This is a genomic window from Niallia circulans (assembly GCF_003726095.1).
GTDB classification, from domain to species: Bacteria; Bacillota; Bacilli; order Bacillales; family Cytobacillaceae; genus Niallia; species Niallia circulans_A.
This window is the reverse complement of record NZ_CP026031.1, coordinates 2,596,303-2,621,809: the sequence shown is the minus strand read 5'-3', so window position 1 is coordinate 2,621,809 and position 25,507 is coordinate 2,596,303. Positions and strand designations below refer to the sequence as shown.

General features: G+C 36.4%; 28 protein-coding genes and 1 riboswitch. Of the genes, 25 read left to right on the top strand and 3 right to left on the bottom strand.

What is annotated here, in order from left to right:
- Nucleotides 1-64 precede the first annotated feature (64 nt).
- From C2I06_RS12840 to C2I06_RS12830, 3 genes are all read right to left on the bottom strand, one after another.
- Nucleotides 65-403, bottom strand: coding sequence for a spore coat protein (locus C2I06_RS12840; RefSeq protein ID WP_095330477.1), 339 nt, complete (start codon nt 401-403; stop codon nt 65-67).
- Nucleotides 404-579: 176 nt separating this feature from the next.
- Nucleotides 580-852 (bottom strand): hypothetical protein, encoded by a 273-nt coding sequence (locus tag C2I06_RS12835; RefSeq protein ID WP_095330478.1) that lies wholly within the window; start codon nt 850-852, stop codon nt 580-582.
- Nucleotides 853-873: 21 nt separating this feature from the next.
- Nucleotides 874-1,008 (bottom strand): YuzL family protein, encoded by a 135-nt coding sequence (locus C2I06_RS12830; protein WP_082138326.1) that lies wholly within the window; start codon nt 1,006-1,008, stop codon nt 874-876.
- Between the two features lie 203 nt (nt 1,009-1,211).
- On the opposite strand from C2I06_RS12830, the gene C2I06_RS12825 reads away from it, so the two are divergent.
- The 25 genes from C2I06_RS12825 to C2I06_RS12705 all read left to right on the top strand — a co-directional run bounded on the left by C2I06_RS12825 (nt 1,212) and on the right by C2I06_RS12705 (nt 25,306).
- Nucleotides 1,212-3,584 (top strand): 3-hydroxyacyl-CoA dehydrogenase/enoyl-CoA hydratase family protein, encoded by a 2,373-nt coding sequence (locus tag C2I06_RS12825; RefSeq protein ID WP_123258154.1) that lies wholly within the window; start codon nt 1,212-1,214, stop codon nt 3,582-3,584.
- Between the two features lie 50 nt (nt 3,585-3,634).
- Nucleotides 3,635-5,389, top strand: coding sequence for an acyl-CoA dehydrogenase family protein (locus C2I06_RS12820; protein WP_095330480.1), 1,755 nt, complete (start codon nt 3,635-3,637; stop codon nt 5,387-5,389).
- 253 nt (nt 5,390-5,642) lie between these two features.
- Nucleotides 5,643-5,999 (top strand): arsenate reductase family protein, encoded by a 357-nt coding sequence (locus tag C2I06_RS12815; RefSeq protein ID WP_123258153.1) that lies wholly within the window; start codon nt 5,643-5,645, stop codon nt 5,997-5,999.
- Nucleotides 6,000-6,066: 67 nt separating this feature from the next.
- Nucleotides 6,067-6,450 carry a glycine cleavage system protein GcvH gene (gene gcvH, locus C2I06_RS12810; RefSeq protein ID WP_095330482.1) on the top strand — a complete coding sequence of 128 codons (384 nt, stop codon included), beginning with the start codon at nt 6,067-6,069 and terminating at the stop codon, nt 6,448-6,450.
- A gap of 229 nt (nt 6,451-6,679) precedes the next feature.
- Nucleotides 6,680-7,033: a toprim domain-containing protein gene (locus tag C2I06_RS12805; protein ID WP_082138325.1), complete on the top strand. Its 354-nt coding sequence runs from the start codon at nt 6,680-6,682 to the stop codon at nt 7,031-7,033.
- Entirely contained in the window at nt 7,030-7,341 is a 312-nt protein-coding gene (locus C2I06_RS12800) for a thioredoxin family protein (protein WP_095330483.1), read from the top strand. Before C2I06_RS12805 ends, C2I06_RS12800 begins: the two co-directional genes overlap by 4 nt.
- A 193-nt stretch (nt 7,342-7,534) precedes the next feature.
- Nucleotides 7,535-7,885, top strand: coding sequence for an SCP2 sterol-binding domain-containing protein (locus C2I06_RS12795; RefSeq protein ID WP_163187803.1), 351 nt, complete (start codon nt 7,535-7,537; stop codon nt 7,883-7,885).
- A 272-nt stretch (nt 7,886-8,157) separates the two neighbouring features.
- Nucleotides 8,158-8,263: riboswitch (SAM riboswitch) on the top strand.
- Nucleotides 8,264-8,410: 147 nt separating this feature from the next.
- Entirely contained in the window at nt 8,411-9,433 is a 1,023-nt protein-coding gene (locus C2I06_RS12790) for a methionine ABC transporter ATP-binding protein (protein ID WP_095330485.1), read from the top strand.
- Complete coding sequence (locus tag C2I06_RS12785; RefSeq protein WP_095330486.1) at nt 9,430-10,098, top strand: methionine ABC transporter permease; 669 nt, start codon at nt 9,430-9,432, stop codon at nt 10,096-10,098. The genes C2I06_RS12790 and C2I06_RS12785 overlap by 4 nt, the downstream gene beginning before the upstream one ends.
- A gap of 12 nt (nt 10,099-10,110) precedes the next feature.
- A complete protein-coding gene (locus C2I06_RS12780) occupies nt 10,111-10,959 on the top strand; it encodes a MetQ/NlpA family ABC transporter substrate-binding protein (RefSeq protein ID WP_095330487.1) in 849 nt (282 codons plus the stop codon).
- 489 nt (nt 10,960-11,448) lie between these two features.
- Nucleotides 11,449-12,243, top strand: coding sequence for a Fe-S cluster assembly ATPase SufC (gene sufC / locus C2I06_RS12775; protein ID WP_047942270.1), 795 nt, complete (start codon nt 11,449-11,451; stop codon nt 12,241-12,243).
- 19 nt (nt 12,244-12,262) lie between these two features.
- Nucleotides 12,263-13,570: a Fe-S cluster assembly protein SufD gene (gene sufD / locus C2I06_RS12770; RefSeq protein ID WP_095330488.1), complete on the top strand. Its 1,308-nt coding sequence runs from the start codon at nt 12,263-12,265 to the stop codon at nt 13,568-13,570.
- Entirely contained in the window at nt 13,570-14,799 is a 1,230-nt protein-coding gene (locus C2I06_RS12765) for a cysteine desulfurase (protein WP_123258151.1), read from the top strand. The genes sufD and C2I06_RS12765 overlap by 1 nt, the downstream gene beginning before the upstream one ends.
- Nucleotides 14,789-15,226 (top strand): Fe-S cluster assembly sulfur transfer protein SufU, encoded by a 438-nt coding sequence (gene sufU, locus C2I06_RS12760; RefSeq protein ID WP_095330490.1) that lies wholly within the window; start codon nt 14,789-14,791, stop codon nt 15,224-15,226. The genes C2I06_RS12765 and sufU overlap by 11 nt, the downstream gene beginning before the upstream one ends.
- Before the next feature lie 39 nt (nt 15,227-15,265).
- Nucleotides 15,266-16,663 carry a Fe-S cluster assembly protein SufB gene (gene sufB / locus C2I06_RS12755; protein WP_095330491.1) on the top strand — a complete coding sequence of 466 codons (1,398 nt, stop codon included), beginning with the start codon at nt 15,266-15,268 and terminating at the stop codon, nt 16,661-16,663.
- A 231-nt stretch (nt 16,664-16,894) separates the two neighbouring features.
- Nucleotides 16,895-17,899, top strand: a complete 1,005-nt coding sequence (locus C2I06_RS12750; RefSeq protein WP_206427998.1) for an ROK family transcriptional regulator — start codon at nt 16,895-16,897, stop codon at nt 17,897-17,899.
- A gap of 33 nt (nt 17,900-17,932) precedes the next feature.
- Nucleotides 17,933-19,156 carry an MFS transporter gene (locus tag C2I06_RS12745; protein WP_095330492.1) on the top strand — a complete coding sequence of 408 codons (1,224 nt, stop codon included), beginning with the start codon at nt 17,933-17,935 and terminating at the stop codon, nt 19,154-19,156.
- Nucleotides 19,157-19,183: 27 nt separating this feature from the next.
- Nucleotides 19,184-19,564, top strand: coding sequence for a VOC family protein (locus C2I06_RS12740; protein ID WP_095330493.1), 381 nt, complete (start codon nt 19,184-19,186; stop codon nt 19,562-19,564).
- A 23-nt stretch (nt 19,565-19,587) separates the two neighbouring features.
- The gene (locus C2I06_RS12735) at nt 19,588-20,148 is read left to right on the top strand and encodes a maltose acetyltransferase domain-containing protein (RefSeq protein WP_123259152.1); all 561 of its coding nucleotides are present in this window, start codon (nt 19,588-19,590) and stop codon (nt 20,146-20,148) included.
- A gap of 24 nt (nt 20,149-20,172) precedes the next feature.
- Nucleotides 20,173-20,970 (top strand): HAD family hydrolase, encoded by a 798-nt coding sequence (locus tag C2I06_RS12730; RefSeq protein WP_123258149.1) that lies wholly within the window; start codon nt 20,173-20,175, stop codon nt 20,968-20,970.
- Between the two features lie 131 nt (nt 20,971-21,101).
- Nucleotides 21,102-21,860, top strand: coding sequence for an IclR family transcriptional regulator (locus C2I06_RS12725; protein WP_123258148.1), 759 nt, complete (start codon nt 21,102-21,104; stop codon nt 21,858-21,860).
- 121 nt (nt 21,861-21,981) lie between these two features.
- Nucleotides 21,982-22,629, top strand: coding sequence for a bifunctional 4-hydroxy-2-oxoglutarate aldolase/2-dehydro-3-deoxy-phosphogluconate aldolase (locus tag C2I06_RS12720; protein WP_123258147.1), 648 nt, complete (start codon nt 21,982-21,984; stop codon nt 22,627-22,629).
- 2 nt (nt 22,630-22,631) lie between these two features.
- Complete coding sequence (locus C2I06_RS12715; protein WP_123258146.1) at nt 22,632-23,636, top strand: sugar kinase; 1,005 nt, start codon at nt 22,632-22,634, stop codon at nt 23,634-23,636.
- 21 nt (nt 23,637-23,657) lie between these two features.
- On the top strand, nt 23,658-24,488 hold the full coding sequence (gene kduI / locus C2I06_RS12710) for a 5-dehydro-4-deoxy-D-glucuronate isomerase (protein WP_123259151.1): 831 nt from the start codon (nt 23,658-23,660) through the stop codon (nt 24,486-24,488).
- Nucleotides 24,489-24,502: 14 nt separating this feature from the next.
- Nucleotides 24,503-25,306, top strand: coding sequence for a gluconate 5-dehydrogenase (locus tag C2I06_RS12705; protein ID WP_095330498.1), 804 nt, complete (start codon nt 24,503-24,505; stop codon nt 25,304-25,306).
- Nucleotides 25,307-25,507: the final 201 nt, after the last annotated feature.

Genomic DNA, 25,507 nt, shown 5'->3' with positions numbered 1-25,507 from the left:
AGCTGGACAAAGTGTAAAAATACCACCCATAACGATGTCGTTTTGGGTGGATAAAATGAGGGTTTTACTGAATAGTGGTGTTTCCATATGGAAATTGGTTACTGTATCCTTTGAATTGTTGATAAGATTGCTGGATTTTTTGTTGCTCAGCAGCTTCAAGCTTATACCATCCTTTTTGAAACATTAAATCATACAATTCTCTTTGCATATTTTGTGTTTCGGTAAAAATGGATAATAAATCTTGATAAAATGTTTCATTACTGGCTTCATTTAAAGCTGTTGAATAAGCATCCGTCATGTATTTTTCTGTTGAAAGCATGTCGTTTGTAAAATCGCGATCATTCATTTGCGGTGTTTTTGGAACCTGTGACTCAGGATTTTGAATTGGTTTTTGTTGATCCATTTTCTTTTTCCTCCCTCATAAAATCATTGTTTTAGTAAGATGATTGCTTATTCAAAGTCCTTTAAGAAGAATAGGTGCTCATTCTACAAAAGGCAGAGTCAACTTAAAAAGGTTTGGCAATCTCTTTAGCAGAATGAGCAAATTGAATAAACAATCACTAATTTTTTCGTTACAATCTATTGCTGTTGCTGTGCCATTGGCTGACTGTTAGCATCTAAGTGACTAAGTATTCTTTCATAGTGATGCTGATGCATTTGTCCACATTTTTCAAGCTGTGATTTAATCGTTGGATCTTGGGCATGTTGAGCAAAAAAATGCGCTTTTTTCATTGCTAGTAAATTCCAAGAAAGCATATCTGTTAAGTAAAGGGAATCTTTGACTGTTACCATAACAGGTGGTTTCATCATCATCCCGTTAGGTTGAGTCATATTATTTTGTTGTTGCTGCATCAAAATCTACCTCCTGTTAAACTATTGCTTTTTATATTGATTATTTTGACTGTTAACTTTTCCGCCACCATCTGTTTCAACTGTTGGACCAGCGTTGCCTTTTACACTTGCCGCACTAACTCCTGCTTTAGAAGGGTTCTTCTTAAGACGAGCCATTTATTTATACACCTCCCTTTACTCATTCCTTACTAGCATTTCCTATTTTTTTTATTTAATGAGTACACAGCATGGAGAAAAAACGAATAATTTGCCACAATTTTTGTTAAAAATTACGTCACTTGGACGTACAAAGAGTAATGGTGTGTTTTAGAGCCATTTGAATTCCATCAAATTTTAATACATTTTTTCAAGGAGGATGCATGGTGAAAGAGATAAAATCAGCTGCGGTTATTGGTTCTGGAGTTATGGGGGCAGCGATTGCAGCACAATTTCTTAATGCAGGAATTTCTACGGTTCTGCTGGATATTGTACCAACTAAGTTACTATCCGAAGAAATAGAAGCAGGACTGACATTAAAAGATGAGGTTGTGAGGAATCGATTTGGCAGGCTTGCTATTGAAAGAATGAAGTTAGAATCCCCAAGCCCGCTTACATCTTTAAATAATTTAGCGCAACTAACAATTGGGAATCTAGAAGATGATTTTGACTTATTAAGAGAATCGGATTGGATTGTAGAAGCAATTATTGAAGATATGCAAATAAAGAAGGGGCTCTTTAAAAAGATAGATCAATACCGTAAAAAAGGATCTATTATCAGTAGCAATACTTCTGGTATATCGATTAACCAGATGAAAGAAAATCTTTCTCCAGATTTTCAAGCACATTTTTTAGGTACACACTTTTTTAATCCACCCCGTTATATTAAATTACTTGAAATCATTCCTACTAAAGTTACCGCCCCAAATGTTGTAAAAACCATCAGTCAATTTGCGGAAGAAGAATTAGGAAAGGTAGTAGTAAAAGCGAATGATACTCCTAACTTCATTGCAAATAGGATTGGCTCCTTTGCTTTTTTAAATATTGTGAAAGAAATGATAAAGGAAGATTTAACAATCGAAGAAGTTGATCAATTAACAGGTCCACTAATTGGTCGTCCGAAAAGTGCCACCTTTCATACATTAGATATGGTTGGTTTAGATACTTTTTATCAAGTAATTCATAATATGCAAGGGAAAATGAATGATACAGAAGAAATAGAGATGTATCAAATTCCTGCTTTATTAGAAGAAATGCTCAAGAAAAAAATGTTGGGCAGAAAGGTGCAAAAGGGATTTTACCGAAAAACGGAAGAAGGGCTGCAAGTTCTTGATTATCATACGTGGACATACAAAAATTTGACTGGAACAAAAAAGAAAGCAGATCATCGATCGCTTCCTCTATTCTTAGAAGAAAAAAATCCAAAAGCACAATTTCTCTGGAAAGGAATAGCCCCATTTTTACTATATTCAGCCAAAATGGTTGGGGAGATTTCCGATTCTATTTATGAGATAGATCAAGCTGTTCAGTCTGGATTTAATTGGAGGAATGGGCCGTTTCGTTTATGGGATGAACTAGCACTAAAAGCTACAGTAGAACGAATGGAAAAAGATTCACGGGAGATACCTGGATGGATTAAAGAAATGTTGGATCAAGGATTTGAATCTTTTTATAAAGTGATTAATGGAGTAGAACATTATTACCATCAAGGAAAATATCTGCCAATTCCAAAAAGCGTGGACCAAATATGCATACAAGAATGGAAGAAGCAAAGAGGCGTGCTTCTTTCCAATGATGGAGCAAGTTTAATGGATATTGGAGACGGAGTATTATTACTGGAATTACACAGCTCCAATATGAGCATTGGAATGGACATTCTTGTGATGATTGATAAGGCGATCGAAAAAGTAGAGTTAGAAGCATATAAAGGACTGGTTATTGGCAGTGAAAAAAAGAACTTTAGTCTTGGGGCTAATTTAGCTTTAATGCTATTAGAAGCTCAAAATGAGGATAATGTAGAGCTGCAGATAGCCGTCCGCCGTTTTCAGCAAGCAATGAAGCGCATAAAATATTGCCAGAAGCCAGTTGTAGCTGCCCCTTATCAAAGAACATTAGGAGGAGGAGCAGAAATTTGTCTGGCGGCAAATAAGGTGCAAGCATCGTTAGAAACGTATCTTGGACTAGTAGAAACAGGGGTAGGCCTTATCCCTGGCGGTGGAGGAACAACAGCCTTATATTGCAATAAATGGAAGGAAAATCAACAACTTTTACCAGAAGAAATGCTGCAGCTTACTGCAGAAGTATTTCAGACCATTTTGACTGCTAAGGTAGCTACCTCTGCCGTTCAAGCGAAAGAACTAGGCTTCTTAACAGAGAGAGATGGGATAACTAATAATGATCGATTTTTATTAAGAGATGCTAAAAAAGCGGTTCTACAATTAGCGGATGAAAAGTTTCAAGCGGCTAAAAAAGAAAAGATTATGGTTACAGGTAAAATGGGTTATGACTTCTTAATGCAAGAAGTTGATAAGCTCAAAAAAATAGGTTTTATCTCCGAATATGATGCCGAGATTGCCAGCAATCTTGCTATAGTTCTTACTGGTGGCAGTGTAGAATTTGGTGCATTAGTGGAAGAGGACTATTTATTAAATTTAGAGAGAGAAGCGTTTATCCAATTAATACAACAGCAGGAGACGCAAAAAAGAATGCTCTATCTATTGCAAACAGGAAAACCATTAACGACGAAAAAGGAATAACATTTTTATCATAAAAATTAAGTGGTGGAGAAAGGAAGGATAGGATTACTATGCAAAAGGGTGGGAGTTTTTTAACGGAACAGGTCACCGCAGACGCAATTTTTACCCCAGAGGATTTTACAGAAGAGCATGAGATGATTGCAGAAATGACAAGTGAGTTTGTTCAGAAAAAAGTACTACCTCATTTGGCAGAGATGGAAAATCATCAATTTACAATAACAAAACAGCTGATGGAAGAGGCAGGGGAACTGGGTCTGTTAAGTTCAGATATCCCAGAACCATATGGTGGTTTGGGTTTAGATAAAATCAGTACAGCCATTATTTCAGAAAAAATGGCTGTTGCAGGCGGATTTTCTGTAACCCATGGGGCTCATATAGGGATTGGTTCATTACCAATTGTTTTATTTGGTAATAAGAAGCAGAAGGAAAAATATTTACCGGATTTAGCCGTTGGTAAAAAAATCGCCTCCTATGCGTTAACGGAGCCTTCAGCGGGATCCGATGCTCTTAGTATAAAAACAACAGCAGTTTTAAATAAGGAAGGGACACACTATTCACTTACTGGCGAAAAACAGTGGATTACCAATTCAGGAATTGCCGATATCTTTATCGTCTATGCAAAAGTAAACACAGAACATTTTACTGCATTTATTGTAGAAAAAGACTTTCCAGGTATTTCAATAGGGAAAGAAGAAAATAAATTAGGAATCAAGAGTTCTTCCACCTGCGCCGTTCGTTTTGATCAAGTAGAAGTACCAGTGGAAAATGTGTTAGGAGAGATTGGAAAAGGTCATTTAATCGCATTAAATATTTTAAATATTGGTCGCTATAAGCTTGGTCTGGGAGCAATTGGTGCTAGTAAAGAAGCATTAAAAAAGACGATTGCTTACACGGATAAGCGAGTGCAGTTTTCTGTTCCATTATCTCATTTTCCGCTTACGCTTGAAAAGTATGCAACAATGGCCTCCTATATTTATGCGGCAGAAAGCACTGTCTATCGTACAGCAGGATTACTGTCTACAGCAATGGATGAAGTAGATGCAGATATAGAATGGACGATAATGGCGAAAATCATAAATGAATATGTTATAGAGTGTAGCTTAAATAAAATTTTTGCATCGGAAGTATTAGATATGGTAGTAGATGAATGTGTGCAGCTACATGGTGGCAATGGATTTATGGAAGATTTTGATATCGCTAGAATGTATCGTGATTCACGTATCAACCGCATTTTTGAAGGAACAAATGAGATTAATCGCTTATTAATCCCTCCTACCTTGGCTAAAAAGAGTGTCAAAGGAGAAATCCCGTTATTGGCACTAGCAAAAATGACGGAAAAGGAAATGCTCTCCTTTCTACCGGAAGAGCCAGATGATAAGTTATTATCCCAAGAAAAGATGCTTCTTTCCAATACTAGAAAAATCAGTTACCTACTATTTGGAATGATGCTGAAAAAATATAAAGAAAAATTGGAAGAGCAGCAAGAGATAATGGTTAATCTAGCAAATATTTTTAATGCGGTATTTGCGATGGATTCTTGTATTCTAAGAACGGAAAAGGCAATGGGGAAAAATGAGCAAGAAGAAAAACAAAAAATATTATATACCGAAATATATTGCCAAGAGGCTTTTCAGCAAGTAATCACAGAGGCGATAGATACGTTAGCCTATATGCTAAGCGGTGATGAACTAAGATTAGCACTATCTGTATTAAAGAAATATACTAGATACACACCAAAGCCAATCATTGCAAGGAAAAGAGAGGCTGCCAAACATTTATTAACAGCTGGAGAGTATCTTGGGTAAGGCGTAATCATAAATAGTCAAACAGGTTCTTCTGAAATAAACGAATCAGAAGAACCTTCTTTTTAGTCAATCGAATGAGGGATTCACCTAGTTTGATTCTGTCGTAATCTATCCTACTTAAAGAAATAGCTGAAAAATGCAAGAAAGGAAATAACAGTTGGCACAAGTGGGCACTGATTGAAGTTTTACTTTATATCAAATTGTGATAATATTTAGTTGAATGTTTCAAAATACATAGATTATGGGTGATGGAATGAAAGTTACTTTTTATTGGTATCCAAAATGCTCAACTTGTCGCAAGGCGAAAAAGTGGCTGGATGAAAATCATGTGTCATATGAAGAAGTACATATTGTGGACAATCCTCCTTCTCGTGCGTTATTAGAGGATTTGTATAAAAAAAGTGGCCTTGAAATAAAGAAATTCTTCAATACTTCAGGTCAGAAATACAGAGATCTTGGATTAAAGGATAAAATGAAGGAAGCGTCGGATGAGGAATTATTAGATTTGCTTGCTTCTGATGGCATGTTAATTAAACGCCCTTTAACTACAGATGGAAATAAAGTAACATTAGGCTTTAAAGAAGAGATGTTTAAAGAAAGTTGGGCTTAAGCGACCTGCTTTTTTTAATAGTAACTCTGTTTAACAGAGTAAAAATGATAAATACGGAGGGGTTATAATGGCAGTACCAAAGGATTTGCGATATTCAAAAGAACATGAATGGGTAAAAGTTGAAGGAGATAACGCACGTGTAGGTATTACATATTTTGCACAATCTGAATTAGGCGATATCGTATTTGTTGAACTACCAGAAGTAGGCGATGAAGTAACAGCAAATGAACCTTTTGGAAGTGTGGAATCTGTTAAGACAGTTTCTGAATTATATGCTCCTATCAGCGGAAAAGTTGTTGAAGTTAACGAAGAGCTTAGTGACAATCCGGAATTTGTGAACGAATCTCCTTACGAAAAAGCATGGATGGTTGTTATTGAGCCAAGTGATAAAGCAGATATTGAGGAGCTTATGTCAGCAGAGCAATATGAAGAAATGACAAATGAAGGCTAATTGAATAGTATAGGATGGGATATAGATATTCCAACCATTTATAAATCCAAACAGGTATATGGAGATGTTTAAAAAAATTTCCGTATACTTGTTTGTTTTTTTTATTGTTAGGAGAATATATAGGGGCAATATGTCTTTCCTATCACCGATATATACCAGAAAACCTACTTCTTTCTCTTCCTGTTTGAATATGTTAAAGTAAATGAAATAACTCCTTTAGGTGATCAATATGAAAAAAGTAATCATTGTGGAAGGTAAATCAGACAAACAAAAAGTAGAGAAGATTGTGCGTGAACCAGTCGATATTATTTGCACGAATGGAACAATTGGAGTTTCAAAGCTGGATGAATTACTAGACGAGCTAATGGATAAAGATGTGTATATCTTAGTGGATGCTGATAAGTCAGGAGATAAGATAAGAAAACAGTTTAAACGAGAACTTCCGGAAGCAGAATTCCTTTATATAGATCGCAAATATAAAGAAGTTGCTGCCTCTCCTGAATGTCACTTAGCAACCCTATTATTACAAGCTGATATTGAGATTGAAGCAAAATATTTAGATACAAGGATGAATGGATTATGATAGATTGGAACCTCGATCAATGGGAGAAGCAAGTAAAGGATACAGACGCTGCCTTTCTTTACTTGTATACTCCTCTTTGCGGTACGTGTATGGTTGCATCAAAAATGTTGACAGTATTGCATACAATGAAGCCAGAGTTGAATTTAGGAAAAATGGATTTAAATTATGCCCCCGGTTTAGCAGCAAAATATGAGGTAGAAAGTGTTCCCTGTCTAGTTATTATGGAAAAGGGGGAGTTAAAAGAAAAAGTATATCGCTTTGAATCAGTCCCTCATTTAGTAGAAGTTATCCAAAACTATATAAAATAGGCAGGACATGGACATTTTCATGAAAGGGCTATATTAGTGTGCCAATTCCATAAACGGATGCTGCCCTTAAAAAGCTAGCATGGTTAAAAGCATCAATCGCCTTTTTTATAAAGATTACTTTTAAAAAAGGTTTTTTTCTGCTGCTGCAAGAATAAGTAATATAAGATTGTTCGGCAGAAAGTAGGAGATGCTTTTGCAGGATTGGATGAAATGTTTTGTAGAAAAGCTGAATCGGAAAGAATCGTTAAAACCATTATTACGAAACGCTTCGCTTTCCTTAGTGTTAACATGTCAAAATGAGTCCTATTATATGGAGCTTAAGAACAATCGCTTTTCATGGAGAAGGATGAAGGGTGAGGATAATCCAGATATATGGTTAACGGGGGATATGACTAGTATTAGCCTCGTTATGGAAGGCGAGATTCTTCTTAGAGAAGCGAAAAAGAATGGATCTATTCAATTAGAAGGCTCCTTAAGGAAAATCCTCTTACTTGAATCTGTGTTTTTCTTAAGCCATTCACGTTCAGTTCCCCACACTGGATAAAAGGAAGGGAATAGTTTTGTTGTTTACCTGGAATCCGCCTTTGCTAACAAAAAGTGAAGTGTATTTCGGGTTATTTTTTTGAAGGGATTTGCCCCAAATTCGATTTAAATCCAAGTTTTCTCATTGAATTAATTATGTCAGAAAATCTTCCTTTTTTTTAATTGAAAATTCAGAAAAGAAATTATGTTAAAAAAGGTGTTGACAGTCATTTCGGGAAGTGGTAAATTACATCTATCATATTAACGATTTTTACATTTCATATAAATAATGAACTCTTATCAAGAGAGGTGGAGGGATGTGCCCTATGAAACCCGGCAACCGTCAGTATACTGAAACGGTGCCAATTCACACAAAGCGTTAGGCTTTGATAGATGAGAGAAAGGGATATTATTCATAATAAAAACCTTTCTGCTCTTCTTGCAGAAAGGTTTTTTTGTTATCTGGAATGATATGATATGCTTTGTTAAAAGCTATTTTAATATAGTGAACGATAGAGTGATTTTAAAAAAGAAGTAGGTGAACACATTGATTAATGTAAACTCAGTAAAAAAGATATACTCCTCAAGAAGTGGGAAGGTCACTGCGGTTGATCACGTGGATTTAACCATCGATTCAGGAGAGATATTTGGGATAATCGGATATAGTGGTGCAGGTAAAAGTACATTAATCAGAATGTTGAACGGATTGGAGATTCCTACTGCTGGAAGTGTGTCGGTTGCAGGTCATGAAGTTTCTACAATAAAAGGAAGTAAACTTCGTAAGGCGAGACAAGAAATCAGTATGATATTTCAACATTTTAATCTGCTATGGTCAAGAACCGTAAAAGAAAATATTGCTTTTCCTTTAGAAATAGCAGGCGTAAAAAAATCAGCAAGAGATAAGAAGGTATTAGAGCTCATCAAGCTGGTTGGATTAGAAGGACGAGAAGATGCTTATCCTTCTCAATTAAGTGGTGGGCAGAAACAGCGGGTTGGGATAGCAAGAGCACTTGCTAGTGATCCGAAAGTACTTCTCTGTGATGAAGCAACCTCAGCATTGGATCCACAAACAACAGATGCCATCTTAGATTTATTAGTAGACATTAATAAACGTCTTGGTCTAACAATTGTATTGATTACCCATGAAATGCACGTTATTCGCAAGATTTGTCATCGAGTGGCAGTGATGGAAGACGGGAAAGTAGTAGAAACAGGACCGGTGATTGATGTCTTTAAGCAGCCAAAGAAAGAAATTACGAAACGGTTTGTTCAACAAGTAATTGAACCAGAAGAGGCGAAAGATACGATTGAACACTTAATAGCGCAATATAAAACAGGCAGCATTGTCATGCTGGGATTTGTCGGCGAAAGTGCTGAGCAGCCTGTAATCACTAATCTCATTCGGACTTTTGCGGTTTCGGTGAATATCATTCAAGGGAAAATTTCGCCAACACAGCATGGATCCTATGGAACATTATATATTCATTTAGATGGAGAGAAACAAGAAATAGAAAAAGCTATTCAATATCTTCATGCGCAAGAAATTAGTGTGGAGGTGATTGAAGGATGATGGAAAGATTATTGCCAAATGTAGATTGGGAAATAATGTGGAATGCCACGAAAGAGACCTTATTTATGACTGGATTCTCGATTATTTTTACTTTTATACTTGGAATTATACTTGGAATTACGCTGTTTTTAACAGATAAAGGGAATATGTGGAATAATGTATTTTTTAATAGAATCATCAGTGCAGTCGTGAATATTTTCCGATCCATTCCTTTTATTATTTTATTAGTTCTATTAATCCCGCTAACGACTTTGCTAATCGGGACAATGATTGGACCGAAAGCGGCGTTGCCTTCCTTAATCATAGGTGCTGCTCCGTTTTATGCAAGACTTGTGGAAATTGGTCTTCGAGAAGTGGATAAAGGTGTTATTGAAGCGGCAAAGTCAATGGGAGCAAAACCAACCACTATTATCTTTAAAGTTCTTTTGCCTGAATCTATGCCAGCACTTGTTTCAGGAATTACGGTAACTACCATTGCACTAGTAGGATCAACCGCAATGGCTGGAATAATTGGTGCCGGAGGGCTTGGGAATTTAGCTTATTTACAAGGATTTCAACGGGGTAATGGTGATGTGACGCTTATTTCAACTGTTATTATTTTAATCATTGTTTTTATTATCCAATTTATTGGTGATTTTATAACAAAAAAAATAGACAAAAGATAAGGAGAAAAACACATGAAAAAATTATGGTCTTTACTGATTGCATTAACATTTATATTTGTTCTTGCGGCATGCGGCAGCTCTAATGATGATAGCAAGGAAAACGGGGGTTCTAACACTGACAAAGGATCAACTAAATTAGTAGTAGGTGCTTCCAATGTACCACATGCTGAAATTTTGGAAAAAGCAAAACCAATTTTGAAAGAAAAGGGAATTGATTTAGAGATCAAAACGTTCCAAGATTATGTATTGCCAAATAAAGCTTTAGAATCAAAAGAAATTGACGCAAACTATTTTCAGCATATTCCATACTTGAACCAACAAATTAAAGAAAATGGTTATGATTTTGTAAATGCTGGTGGAATTCATATTGAGCCGATGGCTGTTTTCTCTAAGAAATATAAGAGTTTAGATGAGCTTCCGGATGGAGCAACCATTATTTTTAGTAACTCTGTTGCTGAACATGGCCGTGTACTGTCTCTTTTAGAAAAAGGTGGATTAATTAAGCTTAAAGATGGAATTGATAAAGTAAATGCAAAGATTGAAGATATTGCGGAAAATCCGAAAAATGTTAAATTAAAAGCAGATTATGAGCCAGCGTTACTTCCACAAATTTTTAATAATAATGAAGGGGATGCAGTTGTTATTAATGCCAACTATGCATTAGATGCTGGCTTAAACCCTGTGAAAGATTCTATTGAAATCGAAGGAAGCGAATCTCCATATGCGAATATCATTACTGTTCGTAAAGGAGACGAAAAGCGTGAAGATATTAAAACTTTAGTAGAAGTACTGCATTCTAAAGAAATTCAAGATTTCATTAATAAAGAGTATAAAGGTGCAGTTGTACCGGTTAGTAAATAATAAGTAAGAAGATGTTCCTATAAAAGATCAAACATACAGTATATATCCAATTGAGAATTAAATTGATTCTATTAATAATGGATATAGCATGTGTAGATGTCTTTATAGGAACATTTTTTATTTTTGTATGATCAAATAGTATTTAACGGAAGCCTCTTCCAATAAGTACTAGGGCTAAATTTATTTCGTGTATAAATACTAAAACGAAACTGTTCAAGTGATATACTTTAGAGCTATCGGTATCGTTTTTGCCAGTGAATTGTTCGCTACCGTAATAAGGAGAAAAATTATTTTAAAGAAAGCAAACTCATGCGAATTTATGAGGAATCAAGCGTATTTATTTGTTTCATGCGAATTTTCCTTATGGAACGGGAAGCAATAGGTTGCTATCAGATTTTATTTGTTATAAGATTAGAATGATAATAAATTGATAATGAAGTTTCGACAATTTTGTGAACAAAACTTCTTTTTACTATGGAGGTATATAATATGAGTCAACCTAAATTAGTCATTAATGATTTACATGTTTCAATCGAAGAAAAAGAAATTATTAAAGGTCTTAACTTAGAAATAAAGGGTGGAGAAATTCACGCAATCATGGGGCCAAACGGAACTGGTAAATCAACATTATCTTCTGCAATCATGGGTCACCCAAAGTATGAAGTAACAAGCGGTGATGTAAGTCTTGATGACGAAGATGTATTAGAAATGGAAGTAGATGAGCGCGCTCGTGCAGGTCTATTTTTAGCTATGCAATACCCGAGCGAAATTAGCGGTGTAACAAATGCTGACTTCTTACGTTCTGCTTTAAACAGCCGTCTAGGTGAAGGGAATGAAATTTCCTTAATGAAATTTATCCGTAAAATGGATGATAACATGGAGTACCTAGAAATGGATCCAGATATGGCACAACGTTACCTAAATGAAGGGTTCTCTGGCGGGGAGAAAAAACGTAATGAAATTCTTCAATTAATGATGTTGAATCCAAAAATTGCGATTTTAGATGAAATCGATTCTGGTTTGGATATCGATGCATTGAAAGTTGTTTCTAAAGGAATTAACAAAATGCGTGAAGAGCGTAAAGAAGAGTTCGGATGCTTAATTATCACTCACTACCAACGTTTATTAAACTACATCACTCCTGACTACGTTCATGTAATGATGCAAGGTCGTATTGTTAAATCTGGTGGTCCTGAGCTTGCTCAACGCTTAGAAGCAGAAGGATATGACTGGATTAAAAAAGAACTAGGTATTGAAGACGAAACTGTTGAACAAGAAGCGTAATTGTTAGGAGGATTGACCAATGACAACGGATATTAAATTACCATTTGACCAAGAGTATCTTTCCTCTTTTTCGAAAGATATGAATGAACCTTCTTGGCTGACAGAGCTGCGTGTAAATGCTTTACAACAAGCAGACGCTCTTCCAATGCCAAGACCGGACAAAACCAATATTAAAAACTGGAACTTTACCCAATTTGAAAAGCATATTGTAAGCAGTGAAGATTTTTCAGATGTAAGTGATTTACCGGAACAAGTAAAAGCACTAATCGATTTAGAAAAAAATAAAACACTTTATATCCAAAGAAATAACCGTCCAACTTTCTTAGCTGTTTCTAATGAATTAAAAGAAAGCGGCGTTATTTTCACTGATATTTTTACAGCTGCAAGAGAATATAGTGACTTACTGCAAAAATACTTTATGAAAGATGCTGTAAAGATAGATGAGCATAAATTAACGGCTTTACATGCGGCTCTTTTAAATGGTGGAGTATTCTTATATGTTCCAAAGAACGTAGTAGTGGAAGAACCAATTCAATCCATTTTCTTACATGATGACAAAGAAGCGAACCTTTTTAACCATGTTATTGTAGTGGCTGAAGATAATAGCTCTGTTGTTTATGTAGAAAACTATGTTTCTACTGTGGATCCTGAAGAAGCAGTATTCAATATTGTGACAGAAGTAATTGCCAATGCCAATGCAAAAGTTCAATATGGTGCTGTTGATAATCTAGCGCATGGTGTTACTACGTATGTAAATCGCCGTGGTGTTGCAGGTCGTGATGCTAAAATTGAATGGGCATTAGGCTTCATGAATGACGGTAATACGATTTCTGATAATACAACATACTTGATGGGTGATGGCTCATATGGCGATACGAAGTCTGTAGTAGTTGGACGAGGCGATCAAAAACAAAACTTCACTACGAAAGTAGTTCATTATGGTAAGAGCTCTGAAGGTTATATCTTAAAGCATGGTGTAATGAAGGATAAAGCTTCTTCCATCTTTAACGGAATTGGTAAAATTGAGCATGGTGCAACGAAAGCAAACGCGGAGCAAGAATCTCGTGTTCTAATGTTAAGCGAAAAGGCTAGAGGCGATGCGAACCCAATTCTATTAATTGATGAAGATGATGTAACGGCAGGACATGCAGCATCAGTTGGTAGAGTAGATCCTTTACAATTGTATTACTTAATGAGCCGTGGTATTCCACAACATGAAGCAGAAAGATTAGTTATTCATGGTTTCTTAGCTCCTGTGGTAGAACAATTGCCAATTGAAGGTGTGAAAAAGCAATTAGTTGAGGTAATTGAAAGGAAAGTAAGATAATGGATAGCAAACATATTCGTTCTTACTTCCCAATTTTAAACCAAGAAGTCAACGGACATCCATTGGTTTATCTTGATAGTGCAGCTACCTCTCAAAAGCCAGTTCAGGTAATTGAAACAATCGAGAACTACTATCGAGAATATAATTCCAATGTTCATCGTGGTGTTCATACCTTAGGCACTAGAGCGACAGATGCTTATGAAGGAGCAAGGGAAAAGGTGAGAAAGTTTATCTCTGCTTCTTCCATCGAGGAAATTATTTTTACTCGTGGTACGACAACGGCGCTGAATACAGTTGCACAAAGCTATGCGATGGAAAATGTAAAAGAGGGGGATGAAATAGTCATTACCCCGATGGAGCATCATAGTAATATTATTCCTTGGCAGCAAGTTGCCAAAAAAACAGGAGCAACACTTAAATATTTGCCACTGCAAGCAGATAGAACAATTGCCCTTGTTGATGTTGAAAATACAATCACCCCAGCTACAAAAGTAGTTTCCATTGCCTATGTTTCAAATGTTCTAGGGGTTATCAATCCAATAAAGGAAATAGCAGCTATTGCTCATAAAAATGGAGCTGTGCTCGTTGTAGATGCTGCACAAGGAGCTCCACATGTAAAAATCAATGTGCAAGATTTGGATTGTGATTTCCTTGGATTCTCTGGACATAAAATGTGTGGTCCAACAGGAATTGGGGTACTTTATGGAAAGAAACAACTTTTAGAAAATATGGAGCCAATTGAATTTGGTGGAGAAATGATTGATTTCGTCGGATTATATGAGTCAACTTGGAAAGAACTCCCATGGAAGTTTGAAGCTGGAACACCAATCATTGCAGGGGCCATCGGTTTAGGTGCAGCCATTGATTTTCTCGAAGAAATTGGCTTGGAGAATATAACCGAACATGAGCATAAATTGGCAGCATATGCGATGGAGAAAATGTCTTCTATTAATGGTTTAACTATTTATGGACCGCAAAACGCAAATAACCGCGCTGGCGTGATCACCTTTAATATTGAAGATGTTCATCCACATGATGTTGCAACAGTATTAGATGCTGAAGGAATTGCCGTACGTGCAGGACATCACTGTGCACAACCATTAATGAAATGGCTAAATGTTTCTGCAACCGCTCGAGCAAGCTTTTATCTTTATAATTCAGAAGAAGATGTAGATAAGCTTGTGGAAGGGATTGGCAAGACAAAGGAGTATTTTAGCGATGTCTTTTAATAACTTAGATTCACTTTATAGAAGTGTAATTATGGATCACTATAAAAACCCTCGGAACAAAGGAGTTCTTGAAGGCAGTTTGACTGTCAACATGAATAACCCTACTTGCGGGGACCGCATCCTTCTTACAATGAAAATTGAAGATGGAATTGTCGCAGACACAAAATTCGATGGAGAAGGTTGTTCCATAAGCATGTCTTCTGCATCCATGATGACACAAGCGATTAAAGGGAAAACAGTCGAACAAGCGTTAAAAATGTCTGAGTCATTCTCTGAAATGATTCAAGGCAAAGACTACCCAGATGATATGGACTTGGGGGATATTGAGGCACTTCAAGGTGTTAGTAAATTCCCAGCTAGAATTAAATGTGCAACATTAGCTTGGAAGGCTATGGAAAAAGGCGTAAATGAAGGATTAGATTCATAATTTACTACCAAGGTTGCATGTAGAATGGAGGAAAATGAAATGGCAAAAAAGATGCCCGAAATTGGGGATTATAAATATGGATTTTCAGATAAAGACGTTTCTATCTTTCGTTCTAAACGTGGATTAACGAAAGAAATCGTTGAAGAAATTTCAAAAATGAAGGCTGAACCACAATGGATGCTAGACTTCCGTTTGAAAGCGTTAGAGCATTTTTATAAAATGCCAATGCCACAATGGGGCGGTGATCTGTCTGCTTTAAACTTTGATGAAATTACGTATTATGTAAAGCCATCAGAGAAAACTGAAAGATCTTGGGATGAAGTTCCAGATGAAATCAAACAAACATTTGATAAGCTTGGTATTCCAGAAGCTGAGCAAAAATACTTAGCAGGTGTATCTGCTCAGTATGAATCTGAGGTTGTTTATCATAATATGCAGGAAGATCTTGAGAAAATGGGAATTGTCTTCAAAGATACAGACTCTGCATTAAGAGAAAATGAAGATATTTTCCGTGAGCATTGGGCAACTGTTATTCCACCTACGGATAATAAGTTTGCTGCTTTAAACTCAGCTGTATGGTCTGGTGGATCTTTCATTTATGTTCCAAAAGGAATTAAAGTAGACACACCATTACAAGCATATTTCCGTATTAACTCTGAAAATATGGGACAATTTGAAAGAACGTTAATCATCGTGGATGAGGGCGCAAGTGTACATTATGTAGAAGGTTGTACAGCACCAGTTTATACTACGAACTCTCTTCATAGTGCGGTTGTTGAAATCATTATAAAAAAAGATGCATATTGCCGTTATACAACGATTCAAAACTGGGCAAACAATGTATACAATCTAGTAACAAAGCGTGCAGTTTGTGATGCGAATGCTACCATGGAATGGATCGATGGAAATATTGGTTCTAAATTAACAATGAAATACCCTGCTGTCATCTTAAGAGGTGAGGGAGCAAGAGGAATGACGTTATCTATCGCTCTTGCTGGTAAGGGACAACACCAAGATGCTGGAGCAAAAATGCTTCACTTAGCTCCAAATACATCATCTACAATTGTTTCTAAGTCTATTTCGAAACAAGGCGGAAAAGTAACATATCGCGGTATCGTTCACTTTGGACGTAAAGCAGACGGTGCTCGTTCTAATATCGAATGCGATACATTAATTATGGATAATAAATCTACTTCTGATACAATTCCTTATAATGAAATTTTAAATGATAATATTTCATTAGAGCACGAAGCAAAAGTTTCAAAAGTATCAGAAGAACAATTATTCTACTTAATGAGTAGAGGTATTTCAGAAGAAGAAGCAACAGAAATGATCGTAATGGGCTTTATCGAGCCATTTACAAAAGAATTACCAATGGAATATGCAGTAGAGATGAACCGTTTGATCAAGTTCGAAATGGAAGGCTCTATCGGTTAATATATCCAGTTAAGAAGGCGAACCATTGAGGTTCGTCTTTTTTTATTTTTGTTAGGAAGAAAACGTTTTTAGCTGCATAAAAACTATATTGCATTCCCAAAAGTAGTGTGTTATATTAGCCTCAAGAACTTATTAAAGTAGTTTAATAAGTTTTATTTTGTTCACTTATTAAATATCTTTAATAAGTTGAATCGAAAGGAGGGGAATAAAGTGGATGCAACTCCCAAATCTATGAAAATTATTATCCAGCAAAATATTCGTCAATTTCTTTTAGCCAATGGAAGTGCTACGAAGGTGGAGCTGAGTGATAAATTAGGAATTAGTTTTCCTACTATTAGCAAATTTACGGCACAGATGGAAGAGGATGGAGAATTACTGTCAGCGGGTTTAGATGATTCGAGTGGCGGCAGACGAGCAAAGCGGTATACATATAATCCTGAATATATGTTAGGGTTAGCCATTTTTTTAGAGAAGACCGAAACCAATTATATTGTGTTTAACTGCCTGGGAGAAGAGAAGGAGACTGGTAAAATTTCCAGTGCGTTAAAGGATGACAATGTAAAATTACTGATCGAGTATGTGGAAGCGTTACAAATGCAATATCCAAAGATTAGCTCTATTTCTATTGGTGTGCCTGGTTCGGTTGATAATGGACGAATCATTTACAGTCCTGATTATGAATATCTTCATGATTTTGATTTAAAGGGATACTTAGAAAATTATTTTTCGATCCCCGTGGTCATTGAAAATGATATGAATGCAGCAGTATTAGGTTATCAAGATCAGCAGGAGAAAAAGAACGATAAATCACTTGTTTATCTCTATTCTGGCCAAAATGGTCCAGGAGCTGGAATTATCGTAAATGGAAAGATTGTACGAGGGAGTACTAATTTTGCAGGGGAAGTATCCTTTGTACCGCAATATAATAACCGAAACTTTGGACAGACCTTTACAAATGGAAAAGTATTCTTTTCAAAGGAAGATGAAGTTGATGCCATAAGTAGACTAATTGCTTCCTTTGTGGCAATTATTAACCCGCATGCGGTTATTTTCTGTAATGATGAAGTCACTCAAACCACAATCAACCATATCAAACAACAAAGCTCCACCTATATTCCGGCAGAACATCTTCCTGAATTTAGAATGAGTGACTGGAAGCAAGATTATTTATATGGATTACAACGACTTGGACTCGATTTAATCATTACAGGAATAAGTAGTAAAACAAATGAATAGTTTGCAAAATGCTTACAGAGTGGGGGTTAACTATTGGCGACATTTTTTTTAGTAATCATCTATTTGGCTTTTATCAGTTTAGGTTTGCCAGATTCTTTATTGGGAGTGTCATGGTCTTTAATGCAAGTGGAATTTAAGGCACCCCTTGAAACTGCAGGAGTACTTTTTATGACAATTGCAGGGGGGACGATCATATCCAGCTTTATTAGCGGTACGGTGCTGAAAAAATTTGGAACTGGAATGGTTACATTTGTAAGCTGCTTTATGACAGCGGGAGCTCTATTAGGGTTTCATTTCGCACCATCGATTGTATGGCTGTTCATTTTTGCCATCCCGCTGGGCTTAGGTGCAGGTGCTGTAGATACAGGTTTAAACAACTATGTAGCAAGCCATTACAAGGCGCATCATATGAGCTGGCTTCATTGTTTTTGGGGAGTTGGAGCTACGCTTGGACCAATTATTGTGGCTCAGTTTATATCTAGAGATAATTCTTGGCGAAGTGGTTATTTTGCCATCGCAAGCATTCAATTTATTCTAGTTGTCATTTTGCTTTTCACACTTCCCTTATGGAAAAAGATAGAAAAAGTCCCTAAACAGGTGCACGAAAATAAAATAGAAGAGTCCACTAGTACATTGGATGAAGCATATTTGGAAAATCAAAAACCTTGGCAAATAAGAGGGGTTAAGCTAGCTTTACTTGCATTTTTATTTTACTGCGGGGCGGAAGCAGCAGTTGGGCTTTGGGGAAGCAGCTTCCTCGTAAATGTTAAAAATTTATCGATAGATGTAGCAGCCAAATGGGTTTCCGTGTTTTATGCAGGAATAACCATTGGAAGATTTATTACAGGCTTTATTACATTAAAAATGAGTAATCAAAGATTGATAAGATGGGGACAAATAATTGCGTTAGTTGGGGCCATTCTATTATTTTTGCCATTCCCTGTTCTTTTTTCACTGGCAGGCTTTATTATGATTGGTTTAGGTTTAGCACCGATATTTCCATGTATGCTGCATGAAACACCACTACGTTTTGGACAGAAGCATTCCCAAACCATAATGGGGTATCAAATGGCTATTGCCTATACAGGCAGTACCTTTCTTCCTCCCATTCTCGGATATGCTGCAGCAAAATCAACAATAGGAATTTTCCCTTTTGTTATTGCAGGTTTTATTGCCATGATGCTATGGGGATCGGAAAGGTTAAATGGAGTATTGCATATAAGAGAGATAAAAAAGGATACCGCGAGTGTGAGTTAAGTTAATTAAAGAAGGAGTGACAGGAACATGAAAATAGAACATGTTGCAATCTGGGTGAAAGATTTAGAAGGAATGAAGACATTTTATACGACCTATTTTGAAGGGACAGCAAATTCGAAGTATCAAAATATAGAAAAGAAATTTGAATCCTATTTTATATCGTTCAAGGAGGGAGCTCGCTTAGAACTTATGCGTAAAGCGGGGATAGATAAGTCTGATTCAGATGATAGAGTTGGCTGGGCGCATATTGCTATTTCATTAGGAAGCAAAGAAGCAGTTAATCAACTGACGGAACGATTACAAAAGGATGGCTTTCTGCTAGTTAATGGGCCTCGTCTAACAGGGGACGGCTATTATGAAAGTGTGATAGAAGATCCAGAAGGAAATCTTATAGAGTTGACGGTCTAATGCGGATAGAAGGGAACAAAAAAGTGAAAACAGAAAAAGAAAAAATGGTAAATGGAGACTTCTATAATCCAGCAGATCCAGAATTAATGAAGGATCGAAATAATGCGCGAAAGCTAACAAGAATATTTAACGAATCCATTGAAACAGAAGACAATATACGGTCCGTCCTATTAAAACAATTATTTGGTTCCACAGGAACTAATATATTCATAGAACCAACCTTTCGTTGTGACTATGGATATAACATCCATGTAGGGGAAAACTTCTTTGCTAATTTTGATTGTGTGTTTTTGGATGTTTGTGAGATTAGAATTGGGGATAATTGCTTCATCGCCCCGGGAGTACATATTTATACAGCGACACATCCTTTAAATGCTCAAGAAAGAATAGCAGGAATTGAGTACGGAAAACCGGTGAATATCGGAAATAATGTCTGGATGGGAGGAAGAGCAGTTATCAATCCAGGGGTAAGCATTGGAAATAATGTGGTGGTTGCATCTGGTGCAGTTGTAACAAAGGACGTACCAAATAATGTTGTTATTGGTGGAAATCCAGCAAGAATTCTTAAAAAAATAGTTGAGTAGAATAGGAGAGTTGGAGGAAAGCGAATGATTAAATTAGTGCTGACAGACATGGATGGAACATTTTTAAATAATAATGGGGATTTTGACCGAGAATTGTTCAAAGAAGTAAAGAATCTAATGAAAGAAAAGGGAGTAGCTTTTGCTCCTGTTACTGGTAAGCAATGTGAACGGGTTGAAGAATTATTTGGTGAAGATGCGAAAGATATGTGGATTCTAGGGGATAGCGCCACCCGCATCAAGCATAATGGTAAATTTGTTTATGAATCGCTGATAAGCAATGAATTGGGTCAAGCGATTATTCAGTTGCTAGAGGAAATAAGTCTAAATCATACTATTATTGCTTGTACGAGAAGTGGTGCAGTTATAAAGGATAGCGTTATCCCGGAAGAAGCTGCTATTGTAAGAAAATCTTATACACAAGTGAGAAAGGTATCAGACTTTAAAGAAATAACAGAAGATTTCGTAAAGATAACAATTCATGATTCAGAGCTTAAATGTTTTGAAACAAGAGAAAAATTATCATCCTTTTTTGAATCTGCTTATATTGTAGCATCTGAGGCAGCTTGGATTGATATAGCCAATGTAAATGTTCATAAAGGGACAACAGTCGAGCATTTGCAACAATTATTAAATGTTACCCCTGAAGAAACAATGGCATTTGGCGATAGCTATAATGACATAGAACTTATGAGTCGCAGTATATATAGTTTTGCTGTTCGGAATGCCGTAAAGGAATTAAAAGAGACAGCTAATTTCATCACTCGCTCAAATGAAGAAGATGGTGTAATGAGAACAATCATTCAACTGTTATCTCTTTTATAGATGGGAGATAGAACCAATCTGTTTTGATAAAAATGACAAGAAGTGAATTCTAAATATGATTTTAGGAAGAGAAGACTTTTCATTTCTCCTCTTTTCGTATATAATTTCTTTATTGGAAAAGAGGGTGTATAATGGAGAAAACAAAACCTTATGGGACTGTTCTATTAAGAGCTGCAAAAATTATGGATTATCTCTCAGAAAATCCTAATCAAACATTGCAGAACATTGCTCAAAACACAGAGATGACAACTTCAACTACTTTGAAAATATTGGACACTTTATTGTTAATTGGCTTTGTTAGTAGAGATAAAAATAAAAATTATCGATTAGGATCTAAACTTATTCGATATGCCAATCAAGGTGTGGATCAGCTGGACTTAGTAGAGCTGACATTGCCTTATTTAGAAAAACTGCAAAAGTTAATTGATGAAACCATTCATTTAGGTGTACTTGTGGATAATGAAATTTTATATGTAAACAAGCTAGAGGCTAAACATCAGACAATAAGAATGTCTTCAAGGGTTGGGATAACAAGGCCCTTGTACAGTTCAGCAATGGGGAAGGCGGTCCTTGCAGAGCTGGAAGAAGAAGAATATTTAAATTACCTAAAAACAACTCCTTTAGTTCCATTTACAGAGCATACGATAACCAATTCTTTAAAGCTTGCATCAGAATTACAGAAAGTGGGAGAGACTGGGATTGCTTTTGATGACGAAGAAATGGAAAAGGATATCTTCTGTATTGGAGCATCTTTAAAAAAAGATGGAAAAATCATTGGAGCATTTAGTGTAAGCATGCCGAAATATCGGCTTACAGAAGAATTTAAAAAACAAATAATAAAGGCTATCGTCGAAACGAAAAATGAGATAATGCAAGTTGTGACTCATTAAATCGTTTCGGCGATTTTTTTATTTAATGATTAGCGTTTACATTTTTCAAAAAAGTATGTATAATCAAGATAAGTTTCTTAATAATAAAATTGTATTTCTAAATAAGAAAAGAGTGGTAGAGATGAAACGAGTTGAAACGTTACGGCGCTTAAAGAGTGCTGGGGTGATTGCAGTAGTCCGCGGGAACAGCAAGGAAGAGGCAGTAAAGGCAAGTAATGCAGTGGTTCAAGGTGGCATGAAGGGAATCGAATTAACTTTTACGGTTCCTAATGCTGATAAAGCCATTAGTGAATTAGTAGAGTTGTATCAGAATGATTCTAATATTGTAATAGGGGCAGGTACGGTGTTAGATGTAGTAACTGCTCGTTTAGCTATCATGGCTGGGGCAGAGTATATTGTCAGCCCAAACTTTGATAGAGAGACAGCAGAACTATGTAATCTTTATCAAACTCCCTATCTTCCAGGATGCTTAACGATAACAGAAATGAAAGAGGCATTAAAGGCAGGAGTAGATATTATCAAACTGTTCCCAGGCAGCGCCTATGGGCCAAGTATTGTATCCGCTTTTAAAGCGCCAATGCCTGAAGTTAATATTATGCCGACAGGTGGAGTAAGCTTAGAAAATATGGAAGACTGGTTTAAAGCAGGAGTAGTAGCAGTTGGCGTAGGAGGAAATCTATTAGCGCCTGTAGCAAAGGGAGATTTTACGAAAGTTACAGAGATTGCTAGTCAATATATGGAGAAATTTCATCAAATAAAAGGAGCATAAATATGGGAAGGGTAGTTACTTTAGGTGAAATCATGCTTCGTCTATCCACTGATTCTGGTGTGCGAATTGCCCAGGCTGATAATTTTTGTGCACATTATGGCGGGGGTGAAGCCAATGTCGCTATTTCACTTGCCAATTTTGGTCACGATGTCTACTTTGCTAGTAAAATTCCAGACAATGGCTTAGGAGAAGGTGTAGTAAAGCATTTAAATCGTTATGGTGTTCATACTAACTTTCTCTTAAAAGGAGGATCTAGGTTAGGCACTTATTATGTGGAGGCTGGAATTGGTGAACGAGCAGCCAATGTCATTTATGATCGTGCAGGTTCAAGCTTTGCCGAAATGACAGAAAGTGAATGGGAAAAAGAAGAACTGTTTAATAACGTAGATATCTTTCATATTTCAGGAATTACACCTGCGTTATCCTCAAGTTGGAAAAAAACAACCATTTCACTCATAGAAGCCGCAAAAGAGGCTGGCTGTAAAATCAGTTTTGATATTAATTATCGAGGAAAATTATGGTCTCAGAAAGAAGCAGGTGAGACAATTTCTGAAATATTGCCACTGGTAGATTACTGTTCAGCTGGCATGCTTGATGCTCTCTATTTGTTAGGAATTCCGGAGGCAACTGAACAGGAGAATGAATTAGTTTACTACTATCAAGAAATACAGAAGAAATTTCCTGCTATCTCTGTTTTATATTCCACAAAAAGAACGGTGGTATCTGCTAGTTGCAATGAATTAATAGGAACATTATGGATGGATGATCACTACTATGAATCTCAAAATCATGTAATTAATCCAATCGTTGATAGGGTAGGAGCAGGTGATGCTTTTTCCGGTGGAGTTCTGCATGGAATACTAGCCCAAAAAAGTCCACAGGAAATGATTGACTTTGCGACAGCTGCATCCGCTTTGAAACATACAATTCATGGTGATTGTAATCAATTTAGCGAACCAGAAGTCAACAGCTTTTTACTAGCTGGCTCTGGAAAAATAAATCGATAGGAGTGTAGAAAAATGCAAAACATGGAAACTCGTTATACACATAGCCCAGAGGATATTCGTCATTACTCTACAGAACAATTGAGAAAAGAATTTTTAGTAGAAAAGGTGTTTGTGCCAGGGGAAATTAGTTTAACGTATACACATAACGACCGTATGATTTTTGGCGGAGTTACGCCGACCGATAAATCCTTAGAAATCATTTTGGATAAGCAATTGGGTGTGGAATATTTCTTGGAACGCCGTGAGCTGGGAGTTATTAATATCGGTGGTCCGGGTTATATCGAAATCGACGGAGAAAAAGAAGAAATGAAAAAACAAGATGGATACTATATTGGCAAAGAAACACGTCATGTTGTTTTTTCTTCCGAGGATCCAAACAATCCGGCTAAATTTTATATTAGCTCCGTACCAGCACATCATAAATATCCAAATGTAAAAATTAGTATTGATCACATTAAACCAATGGAAACTGGAGAAGCCTTAACATTAAATCAGCGTAAAATTTATCAATACATACATCCAAATGTATGTGAAAGCTGCCAATTGCAAATGGGCTATACTATCTTAGAGCCTGGAAGTGCATGGAATACAATGCCTTCTCATACACATGAAAGACGCATGGAAGCATATGTTTACTTTGATATGGAAGAAGATACACGTATTTTCCATATGATGGGGAAACCTGATGAAACAAAGCATTTAGTTATGAGCAGCGAACAAGCTGCTATTTCACCGAGCTGGTCTATTCATTCTGGGGTTGGTACCAGCAATTATTCTTTTATCTGGGCAATGTGTGGCGAAAATATCACTTATACCGATATGGATATGATACCAATGGATAAATTGAAATAAGAGGAGAGAAAGCAATGGCATTCACGATGGATAAATTCCGCATTGATGGAAAAGTAGCCTTAGTTACAGGTGCAATATATGGAATTGGTTTTGAAATCGCAAGCGCTTTATCAAAAGCAGGTGCGAAAATCGTGTTTAATTCCTTAAACCAAGAATCTGTCGACCAAGCACTTCAAAGTTATCAAGAAGCAGGAATCGAAGCAAAAGGCTATGTATTTGATGTTACAGACGAACAGGCCGTGCAAGCTGCGGTTGTACAAATTAAAGAAGAGGTTGGTCCCATTGATATTTTAGTTAACAATGCTGGGATTATCAAGCGTGTACCAATGGTAGAAATGTCTGTAGAAGATTTCCGTCAGGTAGTAGATGTAGATTTGAATGGACCATTTATTGTTTCCAAAGCAGTTATACCTGGTATGATTCAGAATGGCGGCGGTAAGATCATCAATATCTGCTCCATGATGAGTGAATTAGGCAGGGAAACAGTCAGTGCATATGCTGCTGCTAAAGGTGGGCTAAAGATGCTGACAAAAAATATCGCTTCTGAATATGGAGAGTACAATATTCAATGTAATGGAATCGGGCCAGGTTATATCGCTACACCACAAACTGCCCCATTACGCGAAAAGCAAGCAGACGGATCCCGTCATCCATTTGATCAGTTTATTATAGGGAAAACGCCTGCAGCCCGTTGGGGAAATCCTGAAGACCTAGCTGGTTCAGCTGTATTTTTAGCATCTGAAGCATCGAACTTCGTGAATGGTCATATTCTCTATGTAGATGGTGGTATACTGGCATATATTGGTAAACAGCCTTAAGAAGGATAAGCAATCGTGCTATTTCAATCAATAAAGAAATGATATTTTTACTAGTTCAATAGCTGAAAGTATCTGTACATGTTTTAAATTTATCTTAGAGGTTCCACTAAATCGGGTGACTGATTTAGTGGAACCTCTTTTTCTTTTAACTTAGTTATTTATGGTGATTATGATATGATAATTAATATAAGAAATAAAAAA

Bases quoted from the DNA above. Each gene is read 5' to 3' on its own strand.
- C2I06_RS12750 (WP_206427998.1), top strand. From the start codon at position 16,895: ATGAAAATTATTATCCAGCAAAATATTCGTCAATTTCTTTTAGCCAAT.
- C2I06_RS12730 (WP_123258149.1), top strand. From the start codon at position 20,173: ATGATTAAATTAGTGCTGACAGACATGGATGGAACATTTTTAAATAAT.
- C2I06_RS12800 (WP_095330483.1), top strand. From the start codon at position 7,030: ATGATAGATTGGAACCTCGATCAATGGGAGAAGCAAGTAAAGGATACA.
- C2I06_RS12780 (WP_095330487.1), top strand. From the start codon at position 10,111: ATGAAAAAATTATGGTCTTTACTGATTGCATTAACATTTATATTTGTT.
- C2I06_RS12835 (WP_095330478.1), bottom strand. From the start codon at position 852: ATGCAGCAACAACAAAATAATATGACTCAACCTAACGGGATGATGATG.
- sufC (WP_047942270.1), top strand. From the start codon at position 11,449: ATGAGTCAACCTAAATTAGTCATTAATGATTTACATGTTTCAATCGAA.
- C2I06_RS12830 (WP_082138326.1), bottom strand. From the start codon at position 1,008: ATGGCTCGTCTTAAGAAGAACCCTTCTAAAGCAGGAGTTAGTGCGGCA.
- C2I06_RS12815 (WP_123258153.1), top strand. From the start codon at position 5,643: ATGAAAGTTACTTTTTATTGGTATCCAAAATGCTCAACTTGTCGCAAG.
- sufB (WP_095330491.1), top strand. From the start codon at position 15,266: ATGGCAAAAAAGATGCCCGAAATTGGGGATTATAAATATGGATTTTCA.
- C2I06_RS12820 (WP_095330480.1), top strand. From the start codon at position 3,635: ATGCAAAAGGGTGGGAGTTTTTTAACGGAACAGGTCACCGCAGACGCA.
- C2I06_RS12720 (WP_123258147.1), top strand. From the start codon at position 21,982: ATGAAACGAGTTGAAACGTTACGGCGCTTAAAGAGTGCTGGGGTGATT.
- kduI (WP_123259151.1), top strand. From the start codon at position 23,658: ATGGAAACTCGTTATACACATAGCCCAGAGGATATTCGTCATTACTCT.
- C2I06_RS12725 (WP_123258148.1), top strand. From the start codon at position 21,102: ATGGAGAAAACAAAACCTTATGGGACTGTTCTATTAAGAGCTGCAAAA.
- C2I06_RS12715 (WP_123258146.1), top strand. From the start codon at position 22,632: ATGGGAAGGGTAGTTACTTTAGGTGAAATCATGCTTCGTCTATCCACT.
- C2I06_RS12765 (WP_123258151.1), top strand. From the start codon at position 13,570: ATGGATAGCAAACATATTCGTTCTTACTTCCCAATTTTAAACCAAGAA.
- C2I06_RS12825 (WP_123258154.1), top strand. From the start codon at position 1,212: ATGGTGAAAGAGATAAAATCAGCTGCGGTTATTGGTTCTGGAGTTATG.
- C2I06_RS12740 (WP_095330493.1), top strand. From the start codon at position 19,184: ATGAAAATAGAACATGTTGCAATCTGGGTGAAAGATTTAGAAGGAATG.
- gcvH (WP_095330482.1), top strand. From the start codon at position 6,067: ATGGCAGTACCAAAGGATTTGCGATATTCAAAAGAACATGAATGGGTA.
- C2I06_RS12840 (WP_095330477.1), bottom strand. From the start codon at position 403: ATGGATCAACAAAAACCAATTCAAAATCCTGAGTCACAGGTTCCAAAA.
- sufD (WP_095330488.1), top strand. From the start codon at position 12,263: ATGACAACGGATATTAAATTACCATTTGACCAAGAGTATCTTTCCTCT.
- C2I06_RS12705 (WP_095330498.1), top strand. From the start codon at position 24,503: ATGGCATTCACGATGGATAAATTCCGCATTGATGGAAAAGTAGCCTTA.
- sufU (WP_095330490.1), top strand. From the start codon at position 14,789: ATGTCTTTTAATAACTTAGATTCACTTTATAGAAGTGTAATTATGGAT.
- C2I06_RS12785 (WP_095330486.1), top strand. From the start codon at position 9,430: ATGATGGAAAGATTATTGCCAAATGTAGATTGGGAAATAATGTGGAAT.
- C2I06_RS12805 (WP_082138325.1), top strand. From the start codon at position 6,680: ATGAAAAAAGTAATCATTGTGGAAGGTAAATCAGACAAACAAAAAGTA.